Source organism: Streptomyces sp. NPDC005438 (genome assembly GCF_040606315.1).
Classification (GTDB): Bacteria; Actinomycetota; Actinomycetes; order Streptomycetales; family Streptomycetaceae; genus Streptomyces.
The window spans coordinates 1-20,976 of sequence record NZ_JBEXEP010000001.1 but is presented as its reverse complement, the minus strand read 5'-3'; the positions used below and the strand labels follow the sequence as shown (position 1 = coordinate 20,976).

23 protein-coding genes and 1 rRNA gene are annotated in these 20,976 nt (G+C 70.7%); 2 read left to right on the top strand and 22 right to left on the bottom strand.

What is annotated here, in order from left to right; translation table 11 throughout:
* Positions 1 to 22: 22 nt before the first annotated feature.
* The 5 genes from ABZT14_RS00120 to ABZT14_RS00100 form a co-directional block, all read right to left on the bottom strand.
* The gene (locus ABZT14_RS00120) at positions 23 to 1,039 is read right to left on the bottom strand and encodes a lysophospholipid acyltransferase family protein (protein ID WP_356294528.1); all 1,017 of its coding nucleotides are present in this window, start codon (positions 1,037 to 1,039) and stop codon (positions 23 to 25) included.
* Positions 1,039 to 2,124, bottom strand: a complete 1,086-nt coding sequence (locus ABZT14_RS00115) for an NAD-dependent epimerase/dehydratase family protein (protein ID WP_356294525.1) — start codon at positions 2,122 to 2,124, stop codon at positions 1,039 to 1,041. The genes ABZT14_RS00120 and ABZT14_RS00115 overlap by 1 nt, the downstream gene beginning before the upstream one ends.
* Before the next feature lie 222 nt (positions 2,125 to 2,346).
* Positions 2,347 to 2,445, bottom strand: a complete 99-nt coding sequence (locus tag ABZT14_RS00110) for an AURKAIP1/COX24 domain-containing protein (RefSeq protein WP_003948845.1) — start codon at positions 2,443 to 2,445, stop codon at positions 2,347 to 2,349.
* A 187-nt stretch (positions 2,446 to 2,632) separates the two neighbouring features.
* Positions 2,633 to 2,842 carry a helix-turn-helix domain-containing protein gene (locus ABZT14_RS00105; protein WP_356294522.1) on the bottom strand — a complete coding sequence of 70 codons (210 nt, stop codon included), beginning with the start codon at positions 2,840 to 2,842 and terminating at the stop codon, positions 2,633 to 2,635.
* 392 nt (positions 2,843 to 3,234) lie between these two features.
* Positions 3,235 to 4,407, bottom strand: a complete 1,173-nt coding sequence (locus tag ABZT14_RS00100; protein WP_356294519.1) for an acetoin utilization protein AcuC — start codon at positions 4,405 to 4,407, stop codon at positions 3,235 to 3,237.
* A gap of 189 nt (positions 4,408 to 4,596) precedes the next feature.
* On the opposite strand from ABZT14_RS00100, the gene ABZT14_RS00095 reads away from it, so the two are divergent.
* Both ABZT14_RS00095 and ABZT14_RS00090 read left to right on the top strand, forming a co-directional pair.
* On the top strand, positions 4,597 to 5,037 hold the full coding sequence (locus ABZT14_RS00095) for a hypothetical protein (protein ID WP_356294516.1): 441 nt from the start codon (positions 4,597 to 4,599) through the stop codon (positions 5,035 to 5,037).
* Between the two features lie 67 nt (positions 5,038 to 5,104).
* On the top strand, positions 5,105 to 5,836 hold the full coding sequence (locus ABZT14_RS00090; RefSeq protein WP_356296933.1) for an A24 family peptidase: 732 nt from the start codon (positions 5,105 to 5,107) through the stop codon (positions 5,834 to 5,836).
* Positions 5,837 to 5,867: 31 nt separating this feature from the next.
* On the opposite strand, the gene ABZT14_RS00085 is transcribed toward ABZT14_RS00090, so the two are convergent.
* From ABZT14_RS00085 to rrf, 17 genes are all read right to left on the bottom strand, one after another.
* Positions 5,868 to 6,377, bottom strand: a complete 510-nt coding sequence (locus tag ABZT14_RS00085) for a GNAT family N-acetyltransferase (RefSeq protein ID WP_356294513.1) — start codon at positions 6,375 to 6,377, stop codon at positions 5,868 to 5,870.
* 881 nt (positions 6,378 to 7,258) lie between these two features.
* Positions 7,259 to 7,888: an OmpA family protein gene (locus ABZT14_RS00080; RefSeq protein WP_356294510.1), complete on the bottom strand. Its 630-nt coding sequence runs from the start codon at positions 7,886 to 7,888 to the stop codon at positions 7,259 to 7,261.
* Entirely contained in the window at positions 7,888 to 8,475 is a 588-nt protein-coding gene (locus tag ABZT14_RS00075; protein WP_356294507.1) for a hypothetical protein, read from the bottom strand. Before ABZT14_RS00075 ends, ABZT14_RS00080 begins: the two co-directional genes overlap by 1 nt.
* A 31-nt stretch (positions 8,476 to 8,506) precedes the next feature.
* Positions 8,507 to 9,133: a pilus assembly protein TadG-related protein gene (locus ABZT14_RS00070; protein ID WP_356296931.1), complete on the bottom strand. Its 627-nt coding sequence runs from the start codon at positions 9,131 to 9,133 to the stop codon at positions 8,507 to 8,509.
* 11 nt (positions 9,134 to 9,144) lie between these two features.
* On the bottom strand, positions 9,145 to 9,384 hold the full coding sequence (locus ABZT14_RS00065) for a hypothetical protein (RefSeq protein WP_356294504.1): 240 nt from the start codon (positions 9,382 to 9,384) through the stop codon (positions 9,145 to 9,147).
* 206 nt (positions 9,385 to 9,590) lie between these two features.
* Positions 9,591 to 10,466, bottom strand: a complete 876-nt coding sequence (locus ABZT14_RS00060) for a response regulator transcription factor (RefSeq protein WP_356296928.1) — start codon at positions 10,464 to 10,466, stop codon at positions 9,591 to 9,593.
* A gap of 160 nt (positions 10,467 to 10,626) precedes the next feature.
* Complete coding sequence (locus ABZT14_RS00055) at positions 10,627 to 11,928, bottom strand: histidine kinase (protein ID WP_356296925.1); 1,302 nt, start codon at positions 11,926 to 11,928, stop codon at positions 10,627 to 10,629.
* A 92-nt stretch (positions 11,929 to 12,020) separates the two neighbouring features.
* Positions 12,021 to 12,911 (bottom strand): DUF5936 domain-containing protein, encoded by an 891-nt coding sequence (locus tag ABZT14_RS00050; protein ID WP_356294501.1) that lies wholly within the window; start codon positions 12,909 to 12,911, stop codon positions 12,021 to 12,023.
* A 13-nt stretch (positions 12,912 to 12,924) separates the two neighbouring features.
* Positions 12,925 to 13,860 carry a type II secretion system F family protein gene (locus ABZT14_RS00045; protein ID WP_356294499.1) on the bottom strand — a complete coding sequence of 312 codons (936 nt, stop codon included), beginning with the start codon at positions 13,858 to 13,860 and terminating at the stop codon, positions 12,925 to 12,927.
* A gap of 68 nt (positions 13,861 to 13,928) precedes the next feature.
* Positions 13,929 to 15,266, bottom strand: a complete 1,338-nt coding sequence (locus ABZT14_RS00040) for a CpaF family protein (protein WP_356294496.1) — start codon at positions 15,264 to 15,266, stop codon at positions 13,929 to 13,931.
* Between the two features lie 74 nt (positions 15,267 to 15,340).
* Positions 15,341 to 15,724, bottom strand: a complete 384-nt coding sequence (locus tag ABZT14_RS00035) for a TadE family protein (protein ID WP_356294493.1) — start codon at positions 15,722 to 15,724, stop codon at positions 15,341 to 15,343.
* 10 nt (positions 15,725 to 15,734) lie between these two features.
* The gene (locus tag ABZT14_RS00030; protein ID WP_356294491.1) at positions 15,735 to 16,082 is read right to left on the bottom strand and encodes a TadE family protein; all 348 of its coding nucleotides are present in this window, start codon (positions 16,080 to 16,082) and stop codon (positions 15,735 to 15,737) included.
* A gap of 84 nt (positions 16,083 to 16,166) precedes the next feature.
* Positions 16,167 to 17,531 carry a P-loop NTPase gene (locus ABZT14_RS00025; protein WP_356294488.1) on the bottom strand — a complete coding sequence of 455 codons (1,365 nt, stop codon included), beginning with the start codon at positions 17,529 to 17,531 and terminating at the stop codon, positions 16,167 to 16,169.
* Positions 17,532 to 17,543: 12 nt separating this feature from the next.
* Entirely contained in the window at positions 17,544 to 18,260 is a 717-nt protein-coding gene (gene cpaB / locus ABZT14_RS00020; protein ID WP_356294485.1) for a Flp pilus assembly protein CpaB, read from the bottom strand.
* A gap of 156 nt (positions 18,261 to 18,416) precedes the next feature.
* Positions 18,417 to 19,277 carry a hypothetical protein gene (locus tag ABZT14_RS00015; RefSeq protein ID WP_356294482.1) on the bottom strand — a complete coding sequence of 287 codons (861 nt, stop codon included), beginning with the start codon at positions 19,275 to 19,277 and terminating at the stop codon, positions 18,417 to 18,419.
* 539 nt (positions 19,278 to 19,816) lie between these two features.
* Positions 19,817 to 20,497, bottom strand: coding sequence for an HAD family hydrolase (locus ABZT14_RS00010; protein ID WP_356294479.1), 681 nt, complete (start codon positions 20,495 to 20,497; stop codon positions 19,817 to 19,819).
* Positions 20,498 to 20,677: 180 nt separating this feature from the next.
* Positions 20,678 to 20,794: ribosomal RNA gene (gene rrf / locus ABZT14_RS00005) — 5S ribosomal RNA — on the bottom strand.
* Positions 20,795 to 20,976: the final 182 nt, after the last annotated feature.

Below are 20,976 nucleotides of genomic sequence, written 5' to 3'. Positions count from 1 at the left end.
CTTCCCCCGAGAGGGGAAGGGCTCAGAAGAACAGCGAGCGGCGGCGTACCAGCAGCTTGTACAGGGTGTGCTGGATGGTCTCGCGCACCTGGTCGGTGAGGTTGAACATCAGCACCGGGTCGTCGGCGGCCTCCGGCGCGTAGTCCACGGTCTCCAGCGGTTCCCCGAACTGGATGGTCCACTTGGTCGGCAGCGGCACCGCGCCCAGGGGCCCCAGCCAGGGGAAGGTCGGGGTGAGGGGGAAGTACGGGAAGCCCAGCACCCGGGCCAGGGTGCTGGAGTTGCCGATCATGGGGTAGATCTCCTCGGCCCCCACGATGGAGCAGGGCACGATGGGGACCCGGGCGCGCAGCGCGGTCTGTACGAAGCCGCCACGGCCGAAGCGCTGGAGGCGGTAGCGGTCGGAGAAGGGCTTGCCGAGGCCCTTGAAGCCCTCCGGCATCACCCCCACCACCTCGCCCCGCTCCAGCAGGCGTTGGGCGTCGTCCGCGCAGGCCAGGGTGTGCCCGGCCTTGCGGGCCAGGGCGTTGACCACCGGCAGCTGGAACACCAGGTCGGCGGCGAGCAGCCGCAGGTGGCGTTCGTCGGGGTGGTGGTCGTGGACGGCCACCTGCATCATCAGCCCGTCCAGCGGCAGGGTCCCGGAGTGGTTGGCCACCACCAGGGCCCCGCCCTCGGCGGGGATGTTCTCCACTCCCCGCGCCTCGACCCGGAAGTACTTCTCGTACACCGGGCGCAGCAGGGACATCAGTACCTGGTCGGTGAGTTCCTGGTCGTATCCCAGGTCGTCGACCTCGTAGTCGCCGGTGAGGCGGCGGCGGAGGAACGAGAGCCCCTCGGCCGTCCTGCGGTCCCAGCCCTCGCCCAACACCCGCTCCAGCAGGGAGGGTTCGGGCTCCGGCTCCGCGGCCTGCGGGTCGGGGTCGGGCACCGGGGACAGCGGGACGGAGCCGGGGGCGGCCTGGTCGCCGCGCCGGCGTCCGCGGTCGCGGTCCCCGGGGTCGGACGGGCCGAACGGGATGACCTTGGCGTCCGCCATCACTTCGCCTCCTTGGCGGCTGAATCCCCTGCCGGGGACGGCTGGTTGACCCGTCGCAGCGCCTCCTCCAGCCGGTCCACGGCCTGGGCCATGGTCCTCGGGGGCAGCAGGCCCTCGCTCTGTCGGGCGACGAACTCGGCGAAGGTGTCGGCGGTGCTGTACCGGGGGGTGAAGCCGAGGACCTGCCGCATCTGCTCGGTGTGCACCACCCGCCCGTGGGTGAGCAGTCGGATCTGCTCCGGTGACAGGTCGCTGACCCCGACCGAGCGCAGCGCGCCGCCCACCCAGCGGATGGCCGGCAGCAGTACGGGGACGGTGGGCCGGCCGAGTCGGCGGGCGCACTGGGACAGCAGCAGCACCCCGTCGCCGGCGATGTTGAAGGTTCCGGCGCTGAGGGTGCCGGAGCGGTGTTCGCCGCACACCAGGCGCAGTACCTCGACCACGTCCCGTTCGTGGACGAACTGGAGCCGGGGGTCGTAGCCGAGGACGGTGGGCAGCAGGGGCATGGCGAAGTAGCTGGCCAGGGGGGAGTCGCCGGAGGTGCCCAGGACCTGGGCGAAGCGCAGCACGGTGACGGACACGTCGGGTCGGCGGCGCGCGAAGCCCCGTACGTAGCCCTCGACCTCCACCAGGTCCTTGGCGAAGCCGCCGCTGGGCAGTGCGCGGGAGGGGGTGGACTCGGCGAAGATCGCGGGGTCGCGGGCGGCCGAGCCGTAGACGCTGGTGCTGGACTTGACCACGAACCGCCGCACCTCGGGCACCTTCTGGCAGGCGCCGAGCAGCTGCATGGTGCCGATGACGTTGGTCTCCTTGACCGCCGCGCGGCCGGTACCGGCCAGGGGTCGCCCGTGGACGTCCAGGTGCACCACGGTGTCCACCGCGCGTTCGGCCAGCACCCGGGCGATGGTGGGCTGGCGGATGTCGGTGCGGACGAACTCCAGGCCCTCGCGTTCGCCCAGCCCCTCGTCGGGGGGCACCACGTCCACGCCGATGACGCGCTCCACCCCGGGGTCCTCGCGCAGTTCCCGGGCCACGCGGGCGCCCAGCCGTCGGCCCACTCCGGTGACCAGGACGATCCTGCCCAAGATCCCTCCCTGTCGGCGGTGTTGGCCGGTGCGAGTCGGTTTCGCGCCGTTGACGGTTCCGTGGCGGTCCGTTGGGCTCACCGTAACCGCCCGGGGCCGCCGGCGGGTGTCGCCTGCACGGGATCGTCGTGCCGTCATCGCGGTACGGACACAGCGAAGCCGCCGCCCTCGGCTCCCTGTCGGGGCGGGCGGCGGCTTGTGCTGTGCCTCGGGGGCGCGCGCCTACTTCTTGTTGCGGCGCTGCACCCGCGTGCGCTTCAGCAGCTTGCGGTGCTTCTTCTTGGCCATCCGCTTACGCCGCTTCTTGATTACAGAGCCCACGACTACCCTCGCTCGGATTCGATCCCCGCACTCGGGGAACTCACTTCACTCGACGCGGGGCATCCGAGCCCACACGACCTACACGGCGGCTAAGCCTACCCGTTACCGGGTGGTGGTCGGAATCCGAGGGTCGCCCGGGCGACGATCGGGCCCGTCGGACGGGCCCGCCGGCGACCGGGCGGCGCCGTCAAGCGCTTTCCATACCCACGTAGGACTCCCGCAGATAGTCGTGGACGGCCTTCTCCGGGACCCGGAAGGACCTTCCGACCCGGATAGCCGGCAGATGACCGCTGTGCACCAGTCGGTACACGGTCATCTTCGAGACTCGCATCAGGGCGGCGACTTCCGCCACGGTGAGAAACGCGACCTCCTGGAGAGGCCTTTCCTCAGCAGCCATGTCACACCTTCCGCACATGTCGGACACCGGGCTTGGCCTCCGGTGTTCGTACTCGCTGTCGCGTACATCCCCCGTTTCGGGGCCAGTGATGCAAGAGGGGTACGAGAGAGGGGCCCACGCGGGCCGGCACCCGACCCTACGACCACGCCACGAAACGCCCCATAGCGGACAGCGGTTGCCGGCGCACCGCCACCGGCGCCGACTCGGGGCGAACGGTCTCAGCCACCGTCAGCTGACCGCCCGCCACCCCGGGGCACACCCCAACGCCGCAGGTCCCGGCCACAGTTGACGCGTTGTCAGCCCGGATCAGCCACCCGCGCCCACACCCTGGGCGCACACCGGCGCACCATGCGCCCACCACACGCATCCCCGCGCCCCCTGGGTACCGTCCGTCACGGCAGCAGCCCGTGCGCCGGATACACCGCCCGCCGGGTCGCCAACACCGCCTGGTCCACCGTGGACGCCGGGTCGTACCCCGACTCCCAGTCCGACCACCGCGCGTCCCGGCCGTCCGTCATCCGCCACGGCGCCACCGGGGCACCCGCCAGGGCGTACACCGACTGCCGCCACCCCTCCGGGACCTTCGTCTCGGGAGCCACCGGCGCCCCCGCCGCGATCCCCACCAGGTGGGCCCACGAACGCGGCACCACCTCCACCACCGCGTACCCCCCGCCCCCGAGGGCCAGCCACCGGCCCCCCGCGAAACGGTGGGCCCACTCGTGGGCCGACTCCTGCACCCTCCGCTGGGCGTCCAGACTCACCGCCAGGTGCGCCAACGGATCCTCGAAGTGGGTGTCGGCGCCGTGCTGGGTGACCAGGAACTCCGGCTCGAAGGCCCCCAACAGCTCCGGCACCACCGCGTGCGTCGCCCGCAGCCACCCCTCGTCCCCGGTACCCGGCGGCAGCGCCACGTTCACCGCGTGCCCCTCCGCCCCGGGCCCACCGGTCTCCTCCGGCCAGCCCGTACCCGGGAACAGCGACCGGGGATGCTCGTGCACCGAGACGGTGAGCACCCGGGGGTCGTCCCAGAACGCCGCCTGCACCCCGTCCCCGTGGTGGACGTCCACGTCCACGTAGGCGACCCGCCGCGCGCCCAGTTCCAGCAGCCGGGCGATGGCCAGCGCCGCGTCGTTGTACACGCAGAAGCCGGCCGCCGCCCCGGGCATCGCGTGGTGCAGGCCCCCGGAGAAGTTCACCGCGTGCTCCGCCTCACCCCGCCACAGCGCCTCGGCTCCCCCCACCGACAGCCCGGCGATCAGCGCGGACACCTCGTGCATGGAGCGGAACGCCGGATCGTCGATGGTGCCCAGCCCGTAGGACTGCTCCGCCTGGTGCGGGTCGGCCGAGGCACGGCGTACCGCCTCGATGTAGTCCGCGCGGTGCACCAGCCGCAGGGTCGACTCGCCCGCCGGGGTGGCGCCCCGGACGGTCAGCCGGCTGTCCAGGCCCAGCGACTCCACCAACCGCATCGTCAGCGCCAGCCGTACCGGGTTCATCGGATGGTCGGCGCCGAAGTCGTAACCGGTGACCGCCTCGTCCCACATCAACCGTGCCCCGCAGCTCATGGCGGACACCGTACCGGCCATCCGGGCATCCGGGACAGCGGGCACACAACTGCCCCTCGCCTGGGCCCACTTAGGGCCCAGGGACTCAATCCACTGGGCCTGATCAGGTGGTTCGCTGGTGTGACGCGGCCCCCACCGCGTGGGAGCCGTCCCCCCGAACCCCCCACAGTGAAAGGCGGCGACGCCCGCATGACGATGCGAGGCACCCCCCACCACGCCCCCGACTCGATGACTGCGGCGGCGGTCGCCACCGCGCGGTCCTGGGTGATCGGGGCCGTCGTCTACGCGCTGGCCTCCCTGCTGGTGCACTCCATGACCGACAGCTGGGCCACCGATCAGCGCCTGGAGAGCACCGAGTGGCGGGTGTTCCTGCTCTACCTGCCGGCCGCCCTCTACGCCTTCCTCGCCACCCTGGCCGCCGCCCAGCTCCACCCCGAACCCTTCCGGGACCAGCCGGCCGCCCACCTGCTGGCCTGCCTGCCGGTACCCGTGGTCGCCCAGCTGGTCAGCCTGCTCCGGCACCGGGGCGCGGGAGTGGAGGGCCAGGCCGCGCCCACCGTCGCCATGATCCTCGGCTGCCTGGTGGCCGTCGCCGTCGACCTACGGCTGTCCACCGGCACCCCCGACTGAGCGGCCCTTGGGCCCCCGGACCCAGGCGGGGCGGACCGGCGCCACATAGGGTCGGCCCGTGTCCGTGCTGACCCTGACCCTGGCCCTGGGCGCCACCGGTTACGGTGCCGCCACCGGAGCCCTGCTGCCCCGCGCCGCCTACCGGCTCACCGTCGAACCGGAGGAGCCCTGGCGCGACACCTGCCCCCAGGGCCACCCCGTCACCGGCCCCCTGGCCGGCTGGGTCGGCCTCTCCCGCTGCCCCGACTGCGGTACGGCGTACGGGAGTTGGGCCCGCCACACCCTCGCCACCGCCCTGCTGTGCGGACTCCTCGCGCTGGCCGTGGGCCCCCGCCCGGAACTGGCGGTGTGGCTGCTCGCCACCCCCCTGTGGGTCCTGCTCGCCACCGTCGACTGGACCGTCTACCGCCTCCCCGACACCCTCACCCTCCCGCTGGCCCTGGGCACCCCCGCGCTGCTGGGGCTCGCCGCGCCGCTGCCGGGCTCGGCCGGCCACTGGGTGACCTCCCTGCTGGGCGGCCTGGCCCTCGGCGCCGCCTACGCCGTGCTGTTCCTGATCAACCCCGGCGGCATGGGGCTGGGGGACGTCAAGCTCGCCCTCAGCCTGGGCGCCGCCCTCGGCTGGTACGGCTGGTTCCTGGTGTTCCTCGGCGGCTTCCTGGGCCTCGCGCTGGGCGCCGTCTACGGACTCGGGCTGCTGCTGACCCGTCGCGCCGGCCGCAAGTCCTCCATGCCCCTCGGCCCCTTCATGATCCTCGGCACCCTGCTCACCCTGCTCCTGGGCGGCCTCGCCGCCTAGCCGGCCGCCGGAGGCGCGGGGGCGAACGGGGTCAGCGGCACCCGTCGTCCGTCGCCTCGTACGTGGCCGTACCGTCCTCGGTGGAACGGTGGACGAAGCCGACCCTCTCCAGTACCCGTACCGAGGCCGGGTTGGCCCCCTCCACCCGGGCGCGCACCGTGTGGACCTCCGGCACCGCCAGGGCCAGGCCCACCAGGGCCCGGGTGGCCTCCGGGGCGTAGCCACGCCCCCGACGCGAGGGCACCACCCCGTAGCCGATCTCGACGACGCCCGCCCGGGGCGGCCAGAACAGACCGAGCGAACCCACCACCAGGCCGCCGTCCCGCTCCACGACCAGCCGGTGACCGCAGGCCCCGAACCAGTCGGCGTGCTGGTCGAGCAGGCCGGCGATCACCCGGTCACCCTCGGCGGGAAAGTCCTCCGCCCACTCCTGGTACCGCCGCCCCTCCCGCACCGCCCGGGCCTCGGCCGGGGTCCAGGAACGAAGGAACAGACGGTCGGTGGTCAGCACGGGGCCGACCGGGGAGGAGGGGTACGTCACTGGGCACTCCGAGGTGTCGGGGACCCGGACCACGGCCTACCGCCACCGGGCCCGGACGGGACCCGCCGAACCGGCCCCCCCGACCCCGCCCACGCGGGCGGTCCGGTGTTCCCGGGTGCGCACGCCCACCCGTCATGGGCCGGCTCCTGTCCCACCTCGTGACGGTACCGGCACCCCCACGGTCAGCGAACGCCTTTTCCGGGCGGAGGACGGTACTGGTGACGGCACCCACGCCACCAGAAGAGCGGCAACTCGCCGCAAGGCCCCGGCAGTCACCTGTCAGTGGCCCCCGCCCCGGGTCAGCCAGGTACGCCCGGCCACTCGGGCCTCCCCCCGAGGAGCTACCGAACCACCCCCGGAGCACCGACGGACAACCACCACACTCCCCGGAGGGGCACCGCCCAGGGGCGCGGCTCCACGCGAGAAAGGGGCTGGAGCACGAAGGCCACGCGGTGCCACCCCGGGTCACGCCCCAGCCAGGCCAGGTACGGGCGGCCACTCGGGCCTCCACCGAGGAGCTACGAGACCGTCTCCAGGGCACCAGACCGTGCACCAACCGGAGGAGCACCGCACCGAGGGGCACCGCGCCCCTGCCCGGGGCTGCCCCCTCGGGCAACCCCTCGGGGCGTTGACGACCAGAGGCCCGTACAGCGCGGACCGTGCCGCTCCTGCCGAGGGTGGCCGGCCGGAACGAGGTGCCGTCCGGCCCCGGGCGGCACCGACACCGGTGCGCCACGCAGGCGTTGACGGCCCGACGGGCGACGTGACCCGTACGGCGACACCGACGGGCCCCGCGAACCGGTCAGGGCACCGGCACCGACCGCACAACGCCCGCGGGCCCGGCCTGACGGCCGGGCCCGCGCTGTCACGACGTCGGCGCGTCAGTCCTGGCGGGGGAAGGAGATCTCCACCCGACGGTTCTTCTTGCGGCCCTCTTCCGTGGAGTTACTCGCGATGGGGTAGTCCTCGCTGTAACCACGGATCTTGAAGGTCACGTCGCTGCTGTCGTCCAGCTGCTTCTCCAGCGCCTTGTGCACCGCCTCGGCACGGTCCTTGGACAGCTTCTTGCCGTGCTCGTAGGAGCCCAGGTTGTCGGTGAACCCGAAGACGTTCACCCTCGTGGCGCTCTGCTTCTTGATCTCGGCCACGACCTCCGCGATGCGGTCGTCAGCGGCCGAGTTCAGCTTGGAGCTGTCCTTGCCGAACAGCACCTCCGCCTGGAGGCCGATCTTCACGTTCTCGTTGGTGTCCTCGCGGCGCTCCTCGCCGCCCTGGGACTCCACGACCTGGACGATGTCCAGCACCTTTGCCGGCGCCAGCTTGGCGCTGCCCGGCAGCTTCAGGTCCGGGTCGTTCTCGTCCACCTCCGGCGGCTTCGCCGTCGACTCGGTGCCGGGCGGGTCGTCAGCCAACGCCGAGGTGGCGCCCCCCAGTTGGACACCGGTGAACAGTACGGTGGCCGCCAACGTCGTCGCCGCGGCCCTGCGGTGGCGATGGTTGCGTGCGGCCATCAGGAGATCTCAATCGAAGTGGTGGGGAAGCCCGGGAAGGTGAGGTTGACCTCCGTGCTGCTGTCCGGCGGAGCCGGGAACTGGGCGAAGAAGGCCAGGCTTTCGCCGTCGTCCAGACCAGGGCTGAAATCGGCTGTGGTGAGCGGCCGGTTGTCGGTGTCCCGCAGCACGTAGTAGCGCTTCTTCGCCTTGGAGTCCACCAGGGTCATCCCGGCAAGCGAACGTCCCGAACGCTTGATCTCGCTCTCCTGGCCACCCCACCCGAGCGGCACGGTGACCCGACCACCACTGGTGTTCTTGAAGGTGCCGTTGATCGTGAGGAACCCACCGCTGTCCCGCTTGGCCTCGTGCACCACCATGTCGATGCCCTTGTCCCCCTTGAGGGTCGCCAGGGTCTTGCTGGTGTCCGGGGCGGTCTTGCCCTTGTCGCCGTCGTCGTCCGACTCCTTCTTGGAGGACTGGGACTTCTCCTCCTTGGGCTTGTCGTCGTCGCCACCGCCGCAGGCGGCCAGGGAGAAGGTGAGCGTGGCCGCCAACAGGGTGGCGGCAGCCGCCCGCCGCGACGTCCTCACGTGCCGAATACTCATGCCTGGTGTGTTCCTTAGGGTGTGTTCGCGATCAGTTCTCGGCAAGACGGACCCGGAACAGGTCCGCCATGTCGGGCAGCAGGTCCCCGTCATCGGGATCGAGGACCCAGTCACGGTCGTCGCACTGGAGCTTGCCGGGGGCCGGCTTCTCGTCGTCGTCACCCGGCTTGTCGTCGTCCGCCGGGCCGTCCTCGTCCTCGTCGGGCTTGAAGGAGCACTTGGGCTCGACCAGCGCGGTGGCGGTCGCCTTGGCGTGCTCCTTGTCCGTGCCCGGGAGGATGCTCTTGCCCATCGACTTCTTGCTCTTGACGTCGACGGTGAAGCCCCAACGGCCGTCGCCCACCTGCTGGCAGGACACGCTCTCGGCACCGTTGCTCTTGGCGAACCGGCTCGCCTCCTGGCAGCCGTCGTAGGTGCCGATGAGGTCGCCGTTGAAGAGGTCCCTGAGGTAGTCGCCGTCCAGGAGGTTCTCCAGGAAACCGCCCTTGAGCTGGTCCCTGGACTCCTGGGCGGCGGCGAGGGCCGCCGAGTCCGCCGCGGACTGGGTGCCGTTGCGCGAGGCGTCAGCCTGACCGAACGCGAAGAACATCAACGCAAGAAGGAGCAGACCGACCACCGCTGTGACGTACAGCGGGGCGGCCTGCCCCTTCTCGCTCAGTGGGCCGCGGATCAGTCGCCGCCCTCGAGCACCTCGTCGATCTTCTCGGTGAACTTGTCCGCGATGGTGTCGCCCATGTCGGTGCCCAGCAGCGCCACGATGATCGCCACCACCAGGATGGTCACACCGACGTACTCGATGGCGCCCTGACCCCGGTCGCGCCTCTTCTCGAGCTGGTCCTTGCAGGTGTTCGCCCAGGTACCGACGTAGACCTTGGTGGCGGTCGCGGCCTTCAGCATGGCGTCGTTCATGGTGTTCCCCTCCGTTGTCACTCGGCCACTTGCCGGCCGCTACAGAAGTCTTGGTGGCCGCCCGGGATCCGGCTTCGTCCCTGGCGACACTCAAAACGTACGAGGAGGGGCGGTCCTGGGGCATGGGCCCCAAGACCCAACTCGGGGCCCAAAACGCGGGCTGGGTCTTCGGACCCACCCCGGCCACGGAGGGGCCCGGACGGCGCTCAGTCACGACGGCCCTCCTCCCGACGGGAGGTGCCCAGCCAGACGGCTATGGCCTCGCTGCGACTTGAGCTGTCGAGCTTGGTGAAGATGCGGTTGATGTGGTTCTTGACGGTCTTCTCACTGATGAAGCAGGTGGCGGCGATCTGTTTGTTGGTCACCCCGGAGGCGATCAGCTCCATCACCTCCACCTCCCGTCCGCTCAGACCGAAGCGTTCACGGGCCGACGCCGATGATTGCGACTGCGACCCAGGGACATGTCCATGCCCATATCCCGCCCCCGACGATGTCACATGCTGTGGCCGTGACGATACGGTTTCCGACAGCTGAGACGGAACCGAAACCGGGCCCTGGTGGGGCGGGGGCCAGGGTGACTCCCCCTGCCGGGTGGGCGGTTGGGCCGGTGGCGGACCCGGCGGATGGTGGTCCGGTGGAGCCTCCTCGCGGAACTGCGAAAGCAACGCGCTGGCCGCGGAGGGGGTGAAGTGGGCCCGGCCTCCACGGATGTCGCGCACCGCGGCGACGAACTCGTCGGCGGTGAACTCCCCGTGCACCAGATAGCCGCTGGCGCCCAGGCGCAGGGCCTCCCGGACGATCTCGTTCTCCCGGCTGTAGGTGAGCATCATCACCGGGGCGATCCGCACCAGGTACGGCAGCGCGGAGATGCCGTCGACCCCGGGCATCCGCACGTCCAGCAGGATCACGTCGGGGCGGTGGCGCACCGCCTCGTCGTAGGCGGCGCGGCCGTCGGCCGCCTCGGCGACCACCTCGATCTCGGCCCGGCCCTGGAGCAGCACCGTGAGCCCGGCGCGGACCACGGGGTTGTCGTCGGCGACGACGACCCGCAGGGTCCGTTGCTCCTCGGACGCCGCCGGCATGGTCGGCCAGTCGCCGTCCGGCGGTGGCGGGGCCCCGCCGGGGGGCGGTGGGGGGACGTGGGTGGCGCTCTGCTCCGGCACCGAGTCCGAGGGGGACGAGGTGTGTTGGGACACGGAGGCAGAGCTGTGGGCCGGGTAGGTGCCCGAGCCGGTGTAGCGGTCATCCGGCATGGTGCGGCCTCCTCTCGGTGAGGGGTGGATGTGCGGGGGCCGGGGCCGTGAACGGTGGCCCCAGCGCGGTGAGCGGAAGATCGATGCGGACCTCGGTGCCGCGCACCGCGCGACCCTGGCCGATGCGGATACGGGCGCCCACCGAGGCGGCCCGTTCCACCATGCCGACCAGCCCGAAGTGGCCGGCCCGTTTGAGGCCGTCCAGGGTGGTGCCCGGGGGCAGGCCCTCCCCGTCGTCCAGTACGGAGATCCTCAGCAGCCCGTCGGCCACTCCGGCGCCGGTCTCCACCCGGGTGGCCCTGGCGTGCCGGTGGGCGTTCTCCATGGCCTCGCCGGCGATGGTGATCAGCTGTCGGGCGATGGCGGCGGGCACCGCCGGGGTGGGTGCCTCGCTCAGCGGCTGGAAGCAGGCGTCGGTGCCGGTGCGGCGGGCGAAGTCCTCGGTGCGGGCGGCGAGTTCGTCGGCGAGCGGCACGGTGCCGTCGGCGCTGGTTTCCCGGCGCAGGTCGGACAGCAGCTCGCGGGACTCGGCGGCGGCCCGGCGGGCGGAGCGGGCGACGACCTCGGCCTGGTGCCGTACGGCGGCGGGGTCGAGCCGGTCCACGGTGCCGGCGAGTCCGTCGGCGGCCATGGCCAGCCCGTGCAGGGTCTTGGCGACCGAGTCGTGCATCTCCCGGGCGAGGCGGGCGCGTTCGCTCTCCACCGCCTCGGTGACGGCCAGCCGGGAGCGGACCTCGGTGAGGGTCTGGAGGGCGGTGCCGAAGCGCAGCAGCAGACCGCGCAGGGCGCTGCCGACGGCGCCGGCGATGACGCAGAGGCCGACCAGCAGCAGGGTGTAGGCGTCGGCGTCGACCTTGTCGTTGACGCCGTAGGCGGCGGTCAGCAGCAGGCTCTGGAGGCCGGCGAAGATGGCGGCGCCGCGCCAGCTGTAGACCAGGCCGGCGAGCAAGGGGGTGCAGATGGTGACGTAGGCGAGGGTGGAGTTGGGGGAGGCGGCGAACAGCAGCAGGGCGCCGAACAGCATGTCGACGCCGAGCAGCGCGGGGTGGCGCAGGAGGATCGGGCCGAAGCGTTCCCAGTCCCGCATCAGGGCGTAGGACACCATCACGGTGACCAGTACGGCCGATCCCAGCAGCAGGGAGCCGGTGGTGCCGTGGACGTTGCGCAGGGCGAAGGGCGTGGCCAGGGCGATCATGGCGAGCCGGAAGCCGAACAGTTGCCGGCACAGCGCCTGGAGGGCGTTGACCTGGATGGGCAGTGAGGGCACGTGCCCGGGCTCGGGCGCGGGCACCCCGGCGGTGACGCCGCCGGTGAGGGCCTTGCTCAGTCGTTGGGGTAGCACGGTGGTGTCACCTCCTTTCGTCCCTGGGGCCGGGGGTCGGGTTACTGGCCGAACAGGTCACCGAAGTTGACGTCGGCCGCGTAGTAGAAGCCGACGACGATGAGGATCATGGTGGCCGGCAGCATCACGCTGGTGACGATCATGGTGGACTTGGGTACGGCCTTGGCCGCCTTGCGTCGGGCGTTCTGGGCGTCGGTGCGGCGCATGTCGTCGGCGATCTGGATGAGGGTGTCGACGATGGGGGCGCCCAGTTCCTCGCCCTGTTGGAGGGCGGAGACGAACATGGCGACCTGTTCGGACTCGTTGCGCTTGCGCAGCTGGTCGAAGGCCTCCTTGCGGCTGACGCCCATGTCCATCTGCCGCAGGGTGATGCGGAGTTCGTCGGCCCAGGGCCCCTGGTACTTCTCGGCCACCCGGTCCAGGGCCTGGCGGAAGCCGAGTCCGGCGGAGACGACCACCGCCAGCACGTCCAGGAAGTCGGGCAGGGTGCGGTCGATGTCGTCCTTGCGCTGCCGGATGCTGGAGCGGATCACCACGTCCACCCAGAAGAACCCGTAGACCACGAAGAGGATGGCCAGCAGCACCTGGCCGCGCATCAGCATGGCCAGCGAGGCGAGGACGCCCAGGCCGCCGTAGACGGCGCGACGGGCGGCGTACCGGTCGAGGGTGAGGCCGCGGGGGTTGCCGGCCTGGTCCAGGCGGCGGCGGACCTTGTCGACCCGCTTGGGGCCCATCATCCGCAGTACGGCGGGGGCGTAGCGCATTCCGAGCCGGTCGATGGCGCCGCCGGAGGTACTGGTACGGGTGGAGCCGACCTCCAGGGCGATCGCCAGGTCGCTGGGCAGCCGGGCCTCCGCGCGGTAGAGGCGGATGCCGTGGAAGACGCCGTAGACGGCGAGCGCGAAGACGGTGGCGAGCAGCAGTGCGGTCATCTCACGCCTCCCTTCAGACCCGTACCCGGGACAGCCGTTGGATGAGGAAGAAGCCCAGCGCGTACAGGGCGGCGGACAGCACGATGGCGATCTTTCCGGGGGTGGCGGCGGCCATGTCGTCCAGGGCGCCGGCCCGCATCCCGTTGATCAGCAGCAGGAAGCCGATGCCCAGCAGGGGGATGGCGATGGCCGTGACCCTGACCTGGGCGAGCAGGGTGGTGACCTCGCGTCGGGTCTCCTTGCGCTCCTCCAGGGTCTGGGTGAGGTTGCGCAGGGAGGAGACGATGGTGCCGCCGGCCCGGTTGGAGAGGATCAGGGTGGTGATCAGTACGGTCAGCTCCCGGGAGGGCAGCCGCTGGTTCAGGTCGCCCAGGGCGTCCTCCAGGGTGTGGCCCACGGCCAGCTGGTTGGCGACCCGGCCGAACTCCTCCCGGGCCGGGGACTCCAGTTCCTCGGCGGCCATCCCGATGGCGGTGCGCAGCGCCAGGCCGGCCTGGGTGGCGTTGGCCAGCACCCGGGTCAGCTCGGGGAGTTGGTTGATGAACGCCTCGGTGCGCTTGTTGCGCTGCATGGTGAGGAAGCCGTTGGCGGCCCACAGGGCGATGGCGGCGGCCAGCAGCCCGAAGAAGGGGGCGAACAGGTAGCTGACGACCAGGTAGGTGCCCAGGACTCCGGCGATGACGTAGACGAAGTACTCGCCGGCGGTGACGTCCATGCCGGTGACGGCGATCTTGCGGTCGATCCGCTGGCCGAGTCCGGTCTTCTTCAGCCGCTGGTCGAGGCCGCCGAACCGGCGGTGCCGGCCGTAGGCGGGGGGCTGTCCGGTGTAGGTGAGCCGGTCGACCAGTTCCTGTTTCTGGGCCTTGCCGTTGGAGTAGACGCGCAGGCCGACGACCCCGGTGACGCAGGCCAACAGCGTCACTCCGATGGTGAGCGTGGAGATGTCCATGTCCGGTGGGGATCCTCGGGTCGGGCGGATGGGAGGCGGGGGGCCGTCCGCGGGCTGGGCGGCCGGGGTTACTCGGTTCTGCGCATCGCCAACTCGTTCTCGTCGTCGGCCACTCCGAAGGCGGGCGGCAGGTTCTCGTTCTTGAGGTAGAGCCGGTCGGCGACCCTCCGGGGCACCGGGTGGTAGCGGAACTCGCCGTACACCACGCCGTCCGAGGCGAGCGGCCTGGCCTCGAAGCGGCAGGCGGTCACCAGCCGGTAGTCCTCCCGGCCGTGGGAGTCCACCAGGGCGATCTCGGTGACCTTGCGGCTGCCGTCGGCGTGCCGGGTGAGCTGCACGATGCAGTCCACGGCCGAGTTGATCTGGTCGTGGATGGCCTCGAACGGGATCTCCACCTCGGACATCGACCCCAGGGTCTGGAGGCGCAGCAGCGCGTCCTCGGCGCTGTTGGCGTGGACGGTGGCGAGCGAGCCGTCGTGGCCGGTGGACATGGCCTGGAGCATGTCGAGGGTCTCACCGCCACGGACCTCACCGACGATGATGCGGTCGGGGCGCATACGCAGCGAGTTGCGGACCAGGTCGCGGATGGTGACCTGGCCCTTGCCCTCGACGTTGGCCGGGCGGGACTCCAGGGTGATCACGTGGGGCTGTTGCAGCTGGAGTTCGGCGGAGTCCTCGATGGTGACGATGCGCTCGCCGTCCGGCACCAGCCCCGACATCGCGTTCAGCAGGGTGGTCTTGCCGGTGCCCGTACCCCCGGAGACGATCACGTTGAACCGTGCCCGCACCAGGCTGGCCAGCAGCAGGGCCATCTGTTCGTCCAGCGAGCCGAAGGCCAGCAACTCCCGCAGGGTGTACGCGCGGGGGAACCGTCGGATGGTGAGGATGGGGCCGGTCAGGGACAGCGGCGGGATGATCACGTTGACGCGCTCGCCGGAGGGAAGGCGGGCGTCCACCATCGGGTTGGCCTCGTCCACCCGACGGTTGACGGTGGAGACGATCCGCTCGATGGTCTGCATCAGCTGCTCGTTGGAGGCGAACCGCATCGGTAGCTGCTCGATCCGGCCGGCGCGCTCCACGTAGATGTGGTCGGGGCCGTTGACCATGATCTCGCTGACCGAGGCGTCCTCCAGCAGGGGTTCGAGGATGCCCAGGCCGAGGGCCTCGTCCACCACCCGTCGGATGAGGTGGGCGCGTTCGTGGGTGGAGAGGACCGGGCCCTCGCGGCTGATGATGTGGCCCAGGACGCGTTCCAGTCGCTGTCGCCGTTCGGCGGCGGCCAGCGCGGACATCTCGGCGAGGTCGATCTCTTCCAGGAGCTTGGCACGGTAGGTCGCGACCAGGTGGCTCTCCTCCACCTGGCCGTTGTTCGCCTCGGGGGTGTTGATGCGCGCCCTCAGGCTCATCGCTCCGAATCTCCTTACGTCACGGGCCCGGTGGGCCCAGGAGCCGGTCCCTGGTGCCGGGCCGGCCGCCCGCCTCAGTCACGCGGCATGGTCACGGTGCGCTCCGCCGTACCGAGACCCAGTCCGGGCACGATCGAGGGGATCGGCACCTTGGCGGTCACCTCGACCTCGTCGGACTGGCCACCGACACTCTGGGTGAACGTGGCCTTCTTGGCCAGCCAGTCGCTCATGGAGTCCCGTCCGGCCTGGGTCACCGAGGTGCCGGGGTGGGAGTGGCTGGCGGTGCGGGCGGCGGCGCGGGAGGCCGTACCGGCCTGCTGTACGGCGTAGATGGCGAGGCCCAGTTGGACGGCCGCCAGGGCCACCAGGATCAGGATGGGGGTGATGCCCACCAGTTCCAACGTGGCCTGGCCCCGCTCGCGGCCCGGTCGCTTACCTGGCTGTGGCTGTCGCCGCACGTTCCTCACCTCAGCTCTCCCTCGTCGCCGCGGCCTCGCCGCCCACGGTGATGGGCAGGTTGAACGCCCCGGGGAACAGCACCGGAACCTTCAGGTCGGACTTGGCCTTCACCAGGTCGCCGTCCACCCAGCAGTCGATGCTGGCCCCGTCGCGCCAGGCCTTGTCGAGGTGCTCCTCGCCGCCCTTCTTGCAGGCCTGCCCACGGCCCTTCCACGGGTCGGCGACCGATCCCGAACGGGCCGCCTGGTCGGCGGAGTTGCCGGCGAGCATGAAGGTGTAGCCCACCAGGGCGCCCTGCCACATCAGCACCAGTACGGCGGCGATGATCGGCACGATGGACGTGAACTCGACGGCCACCTGGCCCTCGTCCCGTCGCCACCACCTTCGGCCGGCGCCTTCACGGCGCCGTCTGTCACTGGCTGGTCTGTCCCCGCCCATGTGTCAGCCCTCCCCTGCGATCTGCTTCGCCGAAGTGCCGGGTTCGCTCCCGTTCTCCAGGGCGGCCGGGGCGCCCTGGGAACCGCCCCGCCGGCCCCCGAGCAACCGGGCGCCGATGCTGGTCTCCTGCCGTGGGTCGCTGGTGCCGTTGGTCTTGTTCCAACCCCGGCCGCGGCCGTTCTTCCGCATCTGGGCGGCCGAGGCCACCAGGCCCAGCTCGCCGGCCAGTGCCCAACTGGCCTGCCGTACCGTGCTCTTGCTCTCCAGGTCCTGCACCCGGCCGGCGTCCACGCTGGGCTGGAGTTCCTTGAAGTGGGCGGGGACCGTGGTCTGCGCCACCGGGGTGCCGACGATGCGTTCCACCAGGGCGGGCTGGATCTCGGTGTTGCGGGTGGCCCGGTTGACCACGGCGCTGGTCTCCTCCGCCTTGCGGATCTGCAACCGCTCCCACATCCGCACCATCCGCTTGGCCGCCCGTACCGCGACCACGTCCGGGGTGGTGACCAGGGCGGCGGTGTCGGCCATCTCGATGGCGGCGGCCACCGCGGCGTTCATGTGGCTTCCGGTGTCGACCACCACCACCTCGTACCGGGTGCGCAGCACGCTCAGCACCTGGCGGACGGTGCGGTCGCTGACGTCCTCGCCCCGCTCGGACTCGGCCGGGGCCAGCAGTACGGACACCCCGCTGGGGTCGTTGAACAGGCAGTCCTGCAACACCCGGGGGGAGATCTCGCTGATCTCGGACATGTCCGCGATGGAGCGCCGGAACTGGATGTCCAGGAACGCGGCCACGTCACCGCCCAGCACGTCCAGGTCGACCAGGGCGGTGCTGCGGCCCGAGGCGCAGGCGGCGAGGGCCATCTGCACGCTGAGGAAGGTGGCGCCCACCCCGCCCTTGGCACCGGTCACGGTGGCCACGGTGCCGCCCGGGCCGGTGACCATCTCCACGTCCGAGGACAGGTGGCGGCGTACCCCCACGGCCCAGGTGGACGTGGACTGTACGCGGGCCAGCAGCTCGTCGTAGCTGAGCGGCAGACCTATCAGCCCGCGCGCCCCGGCGTCCATGGCGGCGGAGTACAGGCCCGGGCTGATGTCCTGGGTGATGAGGATGACGCCCACGGCGGGGAACCGCAGCGCCACCTCCCGCACCAGTTCCAGGGCCGGTACGGGACCGATCCGTTCGTGGACCAGCACCACCTCGGGCAGGTCGGCGATCCCGTCCCGGGCGAGGGTGGCGAGGGTGTCCAACAGGGCCGTCGAGTCGGTGACCGGCTGCCCGGGCTCGGCTTCCGGCAGCTGGGCGAGCAACGTCGTCACGTGGCGTGCGGCGTCCTGGTCGCTGACCGCTGGAAGGATGCGTGTGACCATCCGTTACCTCGCTTAGTTGCCCTTGTCGCCGGACAAGGTGTACTTCCGGTCGCGTTTCGGGATCGTGGTATCGCTACCCGAACCGATGAGCGCGAGTCGGACATGGGACGCGAAAGACTCGGAATATGCGACGCGTTGGGCGTCCTTGGTGCTCAGCGCGAAGGTGATGGGCACCGCCTGCTTCACCTCTGAGGCCTTCTGCTCGTCCCCCTTGGGCCGCAGCGCGGTGATCTGGCCGACGTCGATCACCTTGGCGTTGGTCACGATCACCCGGGACTCGGGCTTCTCGGACTGCCCCTGCGGGCTGAAGGTGGCGTAGATGTTCACCGAGTGCCCGGGCCGGATCTTGCCGGCCACACCGGTCTCGGCGTCGATCATGATGGCGATCTCCTGCTGCCCCGGCTCCAGTTCCGGCTTGTCGGCCACCATGTCCGCCTGGAGCAGCGAGCCCTTCCTGAGGGTGTTGGTGGCGATCTTCCCCTGTACGTCGCTGATGCGGGTCACCGCGGTCTCCGGCACCCAGCGCTTGGGCATCCGCACCTTGGTGAAGCTGCCCGAGTCCAGCGCCTTGTACGGCTCCACGTCCCTCTTCAGCTTGTACGCGGTCACCTCCGGGCCCACCTTGGACTCGGTGTCGCTGATCACCGACAGCACCCCGGCGAAGGCCGCGAAGGCGCAGAGGATCGAGACGAGCAGCAGGATGATGCCGCGACGCTGGCGCGAGTTCATTGTTCGGACTACCTCGCTCGAGGATGTGGGGAGAGGGTCGGCCCAGTGGTGGTCGGTAGCGTGCGGCCGATCTCGGGGACGGACGGTCGGGGGACGGACGGCGGCGGGCGAGGTCGTACGGGGGACCGGACGAGAACGCCGTCAGCCACCCGGGGACTACGCGCTGTTGTGCACGACGCCTCCCGAGGACACTTGGTTCTCCGGTGGGACGAGAGGAGCCGAACAGAACGCGCAGCTCTCTCCCAGGAGTTCCACCCCGCACCACCGGCACCTCTGGCGACGTACCGAACTGACCAGCTGGTGCAGGGTGCCGACATCCGGGATGGCGGCCGTGAACTCGACGAGCTTGCCGGTGCCCCACCACTTGGCGGACTCCTGGGGCACGTCGACCTCTTCCAGCGCCTGGACCGGCCAGGTGGTGGCCAGTTCGCGCACCCACTCGGTGGCCAGCTGCCCCTTGGCCATCACCATGGTGGTCGCGTACTCCGGCCCCCGCAGCGAGGCACCCGGCGCGATCTTCACCAACTGCGGCTCCGGGTGGGCCAGTACGCCGAACTGGCTGCCGGGCATCCACGACTTGGCGTGCGCCTTGAGGCTCACCGGTACGTGGTCCAGCTTGGCCACGGTGTTGAGCATGGCCCCCGCGTGCACGTAGTACGCCAGCATCCGCACGGCGGTGCCCAGCACCCCCGGCGGGAAGTCGAAGCGCGACAGCTGCCGCAGTTGCCGCACCAGTACGGCCAGGCCCAGCGGAGGCAACGGCGAGGGCACCAGGGCGATCCGGTCCGACTCCAGCAGCGACCGTACGGTGTGCATCCGCCGGACCATGGCAGTGGAGGTCGCGGTGGAGAACGGCACGACCACGTACCCGTACCGGTCCAGCAGGTCCTGCCACTCGGCGAGGGCCGCCTCCAGGGACTGGCTGCCGGGGTCCGTCAGCACATGGGCCAGCGGGGTCTGGCCGTCCTGGGACGGAAGCACCAGTCCCTGACTGGTCACTGCTAGCACGGTGGACATGTCCCCCGCTCCCCCAACTGTTCGTTTCGCACGGTTTATCCAGCTAGTCCGGCACCTGGGGTGCCTCGGCCACCGCTGCCCACGGCACGCACCTTAACCGCGCCTCAGCCCACCAGAGAAGGGCGACTATTGGCTGCGAGTCAGTCAACCCACCCCGAAAACGGGCACACACCCACACCGTCGCTGTACAAACGGACCGCACCACACCGCCGGGGAACCGCCCCGAACCCTCAACTCGTCGCCCACGCCCACGTCATCGCCCGCCCCTCACCACCCGACCGACCGGGAACAACGGCCTGAAAACGGAAGCTGGCCCAGACCAGTGAGTTGCCCCACAACTGATCGGGCGCGGGAAAACGGTCATATCTCTGGGGGATCCCCCACAGGAGTTCCCAGGCCGGCGGAGTACGGCACGAAACCCGCGTAACCGTCATAGCGGAACTCCCGGGCAGTTCCTCCACCGTGAGGCCAACTCCCCTTCCCCCAGGCCCGGTCGACCCGTCACGGGCACCGCCAACACCCGTACGGGACCGAGGCGCTCAGCCCGTCACAGCGGGCCCCACCAGCAGGTCCGGCACCTCCGACATCCTGGTGAACGTGGCCACCGCGTCCGCCAGCTGCCCGGCGGGCGTCATCCGCGCGAACCCGTACACGTCCATACCGGCCGCCCGGGCCGCCGCCACACCCAGCGGGCTGTCCTCGATCACCACACACCGGTCGGGCGGTACGCCCATGGACTTCGCCGCGTGCAGAAACAGGTCCGGCGCCGGCTTCCCCTCCGCCACGTCCTGCGAGCTGAAGCGCCATTCCCGTACGCCGGAGGGCTGCCCGACGAACAGCTCGTACAGCCCCGTCCTCCGCAGCGTCCTACGGATGCGCTCGTGCGTCCCCGAGGAGGCCACGCAGTACGGCGTCCCCGTACCTCCCACCCAGGCCAGCAGTTCCGCGACCTCGGGAACCGCCCCCAACTCCCGGTCGAACACCGAGAACACCCGCTCGTGGAACCGCTCGTCGAAGTCCTCGGGCAACGCCCGCCCGTACCGCCGCCACACCGTGTCGTGCACCCGCCTCATGGAACCGCCCATGAAGTCCCGTACCGACTCCTCGTAGCTGGTGGGGAAACCCAGCTCGCTCAGATACCCGGCCAACGTGGCGTTGGACAGCGGCTCGCTGTCCACCAGCACCCCGTCGTTGTCGAAGATCACCAGGTCATAGCGCATGACCCCACCCTACGAAGCCCCGGTTCCCAGCGTGCCCACCCACCCCAACAACAAAAAGGGAGAGGGGAACCCAGTCCCCTCTCCCAGAAATGGCCTACCCCCCGCCACACAAAAGAAAGAGGGCCCCGATTCTCCTGGACCAAATCGTCCAGGGAACCAAGACCCTCTCCCCTAAAAAGAGTTCGGCGGTGTCCTACTCTCCCACACACTCCCGTATGCAGTACCATCGGCGCTGTAAGGCTTAGCTTCCGGGTTCGGAAAGTAACCGGGCGTTTCCCTCACGCTATAACCACCGAAACACACACCACCCCAACCCACCCCACAAAAACAGGGCGGAGGGTGGAAGCATTCCAGCAACACACACTATCCACATATAATTTGGACAGGTTGTTGCCTCAGAAACCACACAGTGAACGCGAACAGCAATGGACAAGCCCTCGGCCTATTAGTACCAGTCAACTCCACCCCTCACAGGGCTT

Bases quoted from the DNA above. Each gene is read 5' to 3' on its own strand.
- ABZT14_RS00120 (WP_356294528.1), bottom strand. From the start codon at position 1,039: ATGGCGGACGCCAAGGTCATCCCGTTCGGCCCGTCCGACCCCGGGGAC.
- ABZT14_RS00080 (WP_356294510.1), bottom strand. From the start codon at position 7,888: ATGGCCGCACGCAACCATCGCCACCGCAGGGCCGCGGCGACGACGTTG.
- ABZT14_RS00025 (WP_356294488.1), bottom strand. From the start codon at position 17,531: ATGGTCACACGCATCCTTCCAGCGGTCAGCGACCAGGACGCCGCACGC.
- ABZT14_RS00075 (WP_356294507.1), bottom strand. From the start codon at position 8,475: ATGAGTATTCGGCACGTGAGGACGTCGCGGCGGGCGGCTGCCGCCACC.
- cpaB (WP_356294485.1), bottom strand. From the start codon at position 18,260: ATGAACTCGCGCCAGCGTCGCGGCATCATCCTGCTGCTCGTCTCGATC.
- ABZT14_RS00050 (WP_356294501.1), bottom strand. From the start codon at position 12,911: ATGACCGCACTGCTGCTCGCCACCGTCTTCGCGCTCGCCGTCTACGGC.
- ABZT14_RS00010 (WP_356294479.1), bottom strand. From the start codon at position 20,497: ATGCGCTATGACCTGGTGATCTTCGACAACGACGGGGTGCTGGTGGAC.
- ABZT14_RS00100 (WP_356294519.1), bottom strand. From the start codon at position 4,407: ATGAGCTGCGGGGCACGGTTGATGTGGGACGAGGCGGTCACCGGTTAC.
- ABZT14_RS00045 (WP_356294499.1), bottom strand. From the start codon at position 13,860: ATGGACATCTCCACGCTCACCATCGGAGTGACGCTGTTGGCCTGCGTC.
- ABZT14_RS00095 (WP_356294516.1), top strand. From the start codon at position 4,597: ATGACGATGCGAGGCACCCCCCACCACGCCCCCGACTCGATGACTGCG.
- ABZT14_RS00060 (WP_356296928.1), bottom strand. From the start codon at position 10,466: ATGCCGGCGGCGTCCGAGGAGCAACGGACCCTGCGGGTCGTCGTCGCC.
- ABZT14_RS00015 (WP_356294482.1), bottom strand. From the start codon at position 19,277: ATGTCCACCGTGCTAGCAGTGACCAGTCAGGGACTGGTGCTTCCGTCC.
- ABZT14_RS00065 (WP_356294504.1), bottom strand. From the start codon at position 9,384: ATGAACGACGCCATGCTGAAGGCCGCGACCGCCACCAAGGTCTACGTC.
- ABZT14_RS00040 (WP_356294496.1), bottom strand. From the start codon at position 15,266: ATGAGCCTGAGGGCGCGCATCAACACCCCCGAGGCGAACAACGGCCAG.
- ABZT14_RS00105 (WP_356294522.1), bottom strand. From the start codon at position 2,842: ATGGCTGCTGAGGAAAGGCCTCTCCAGGAGGTCGCGTTTCTCACCGTG.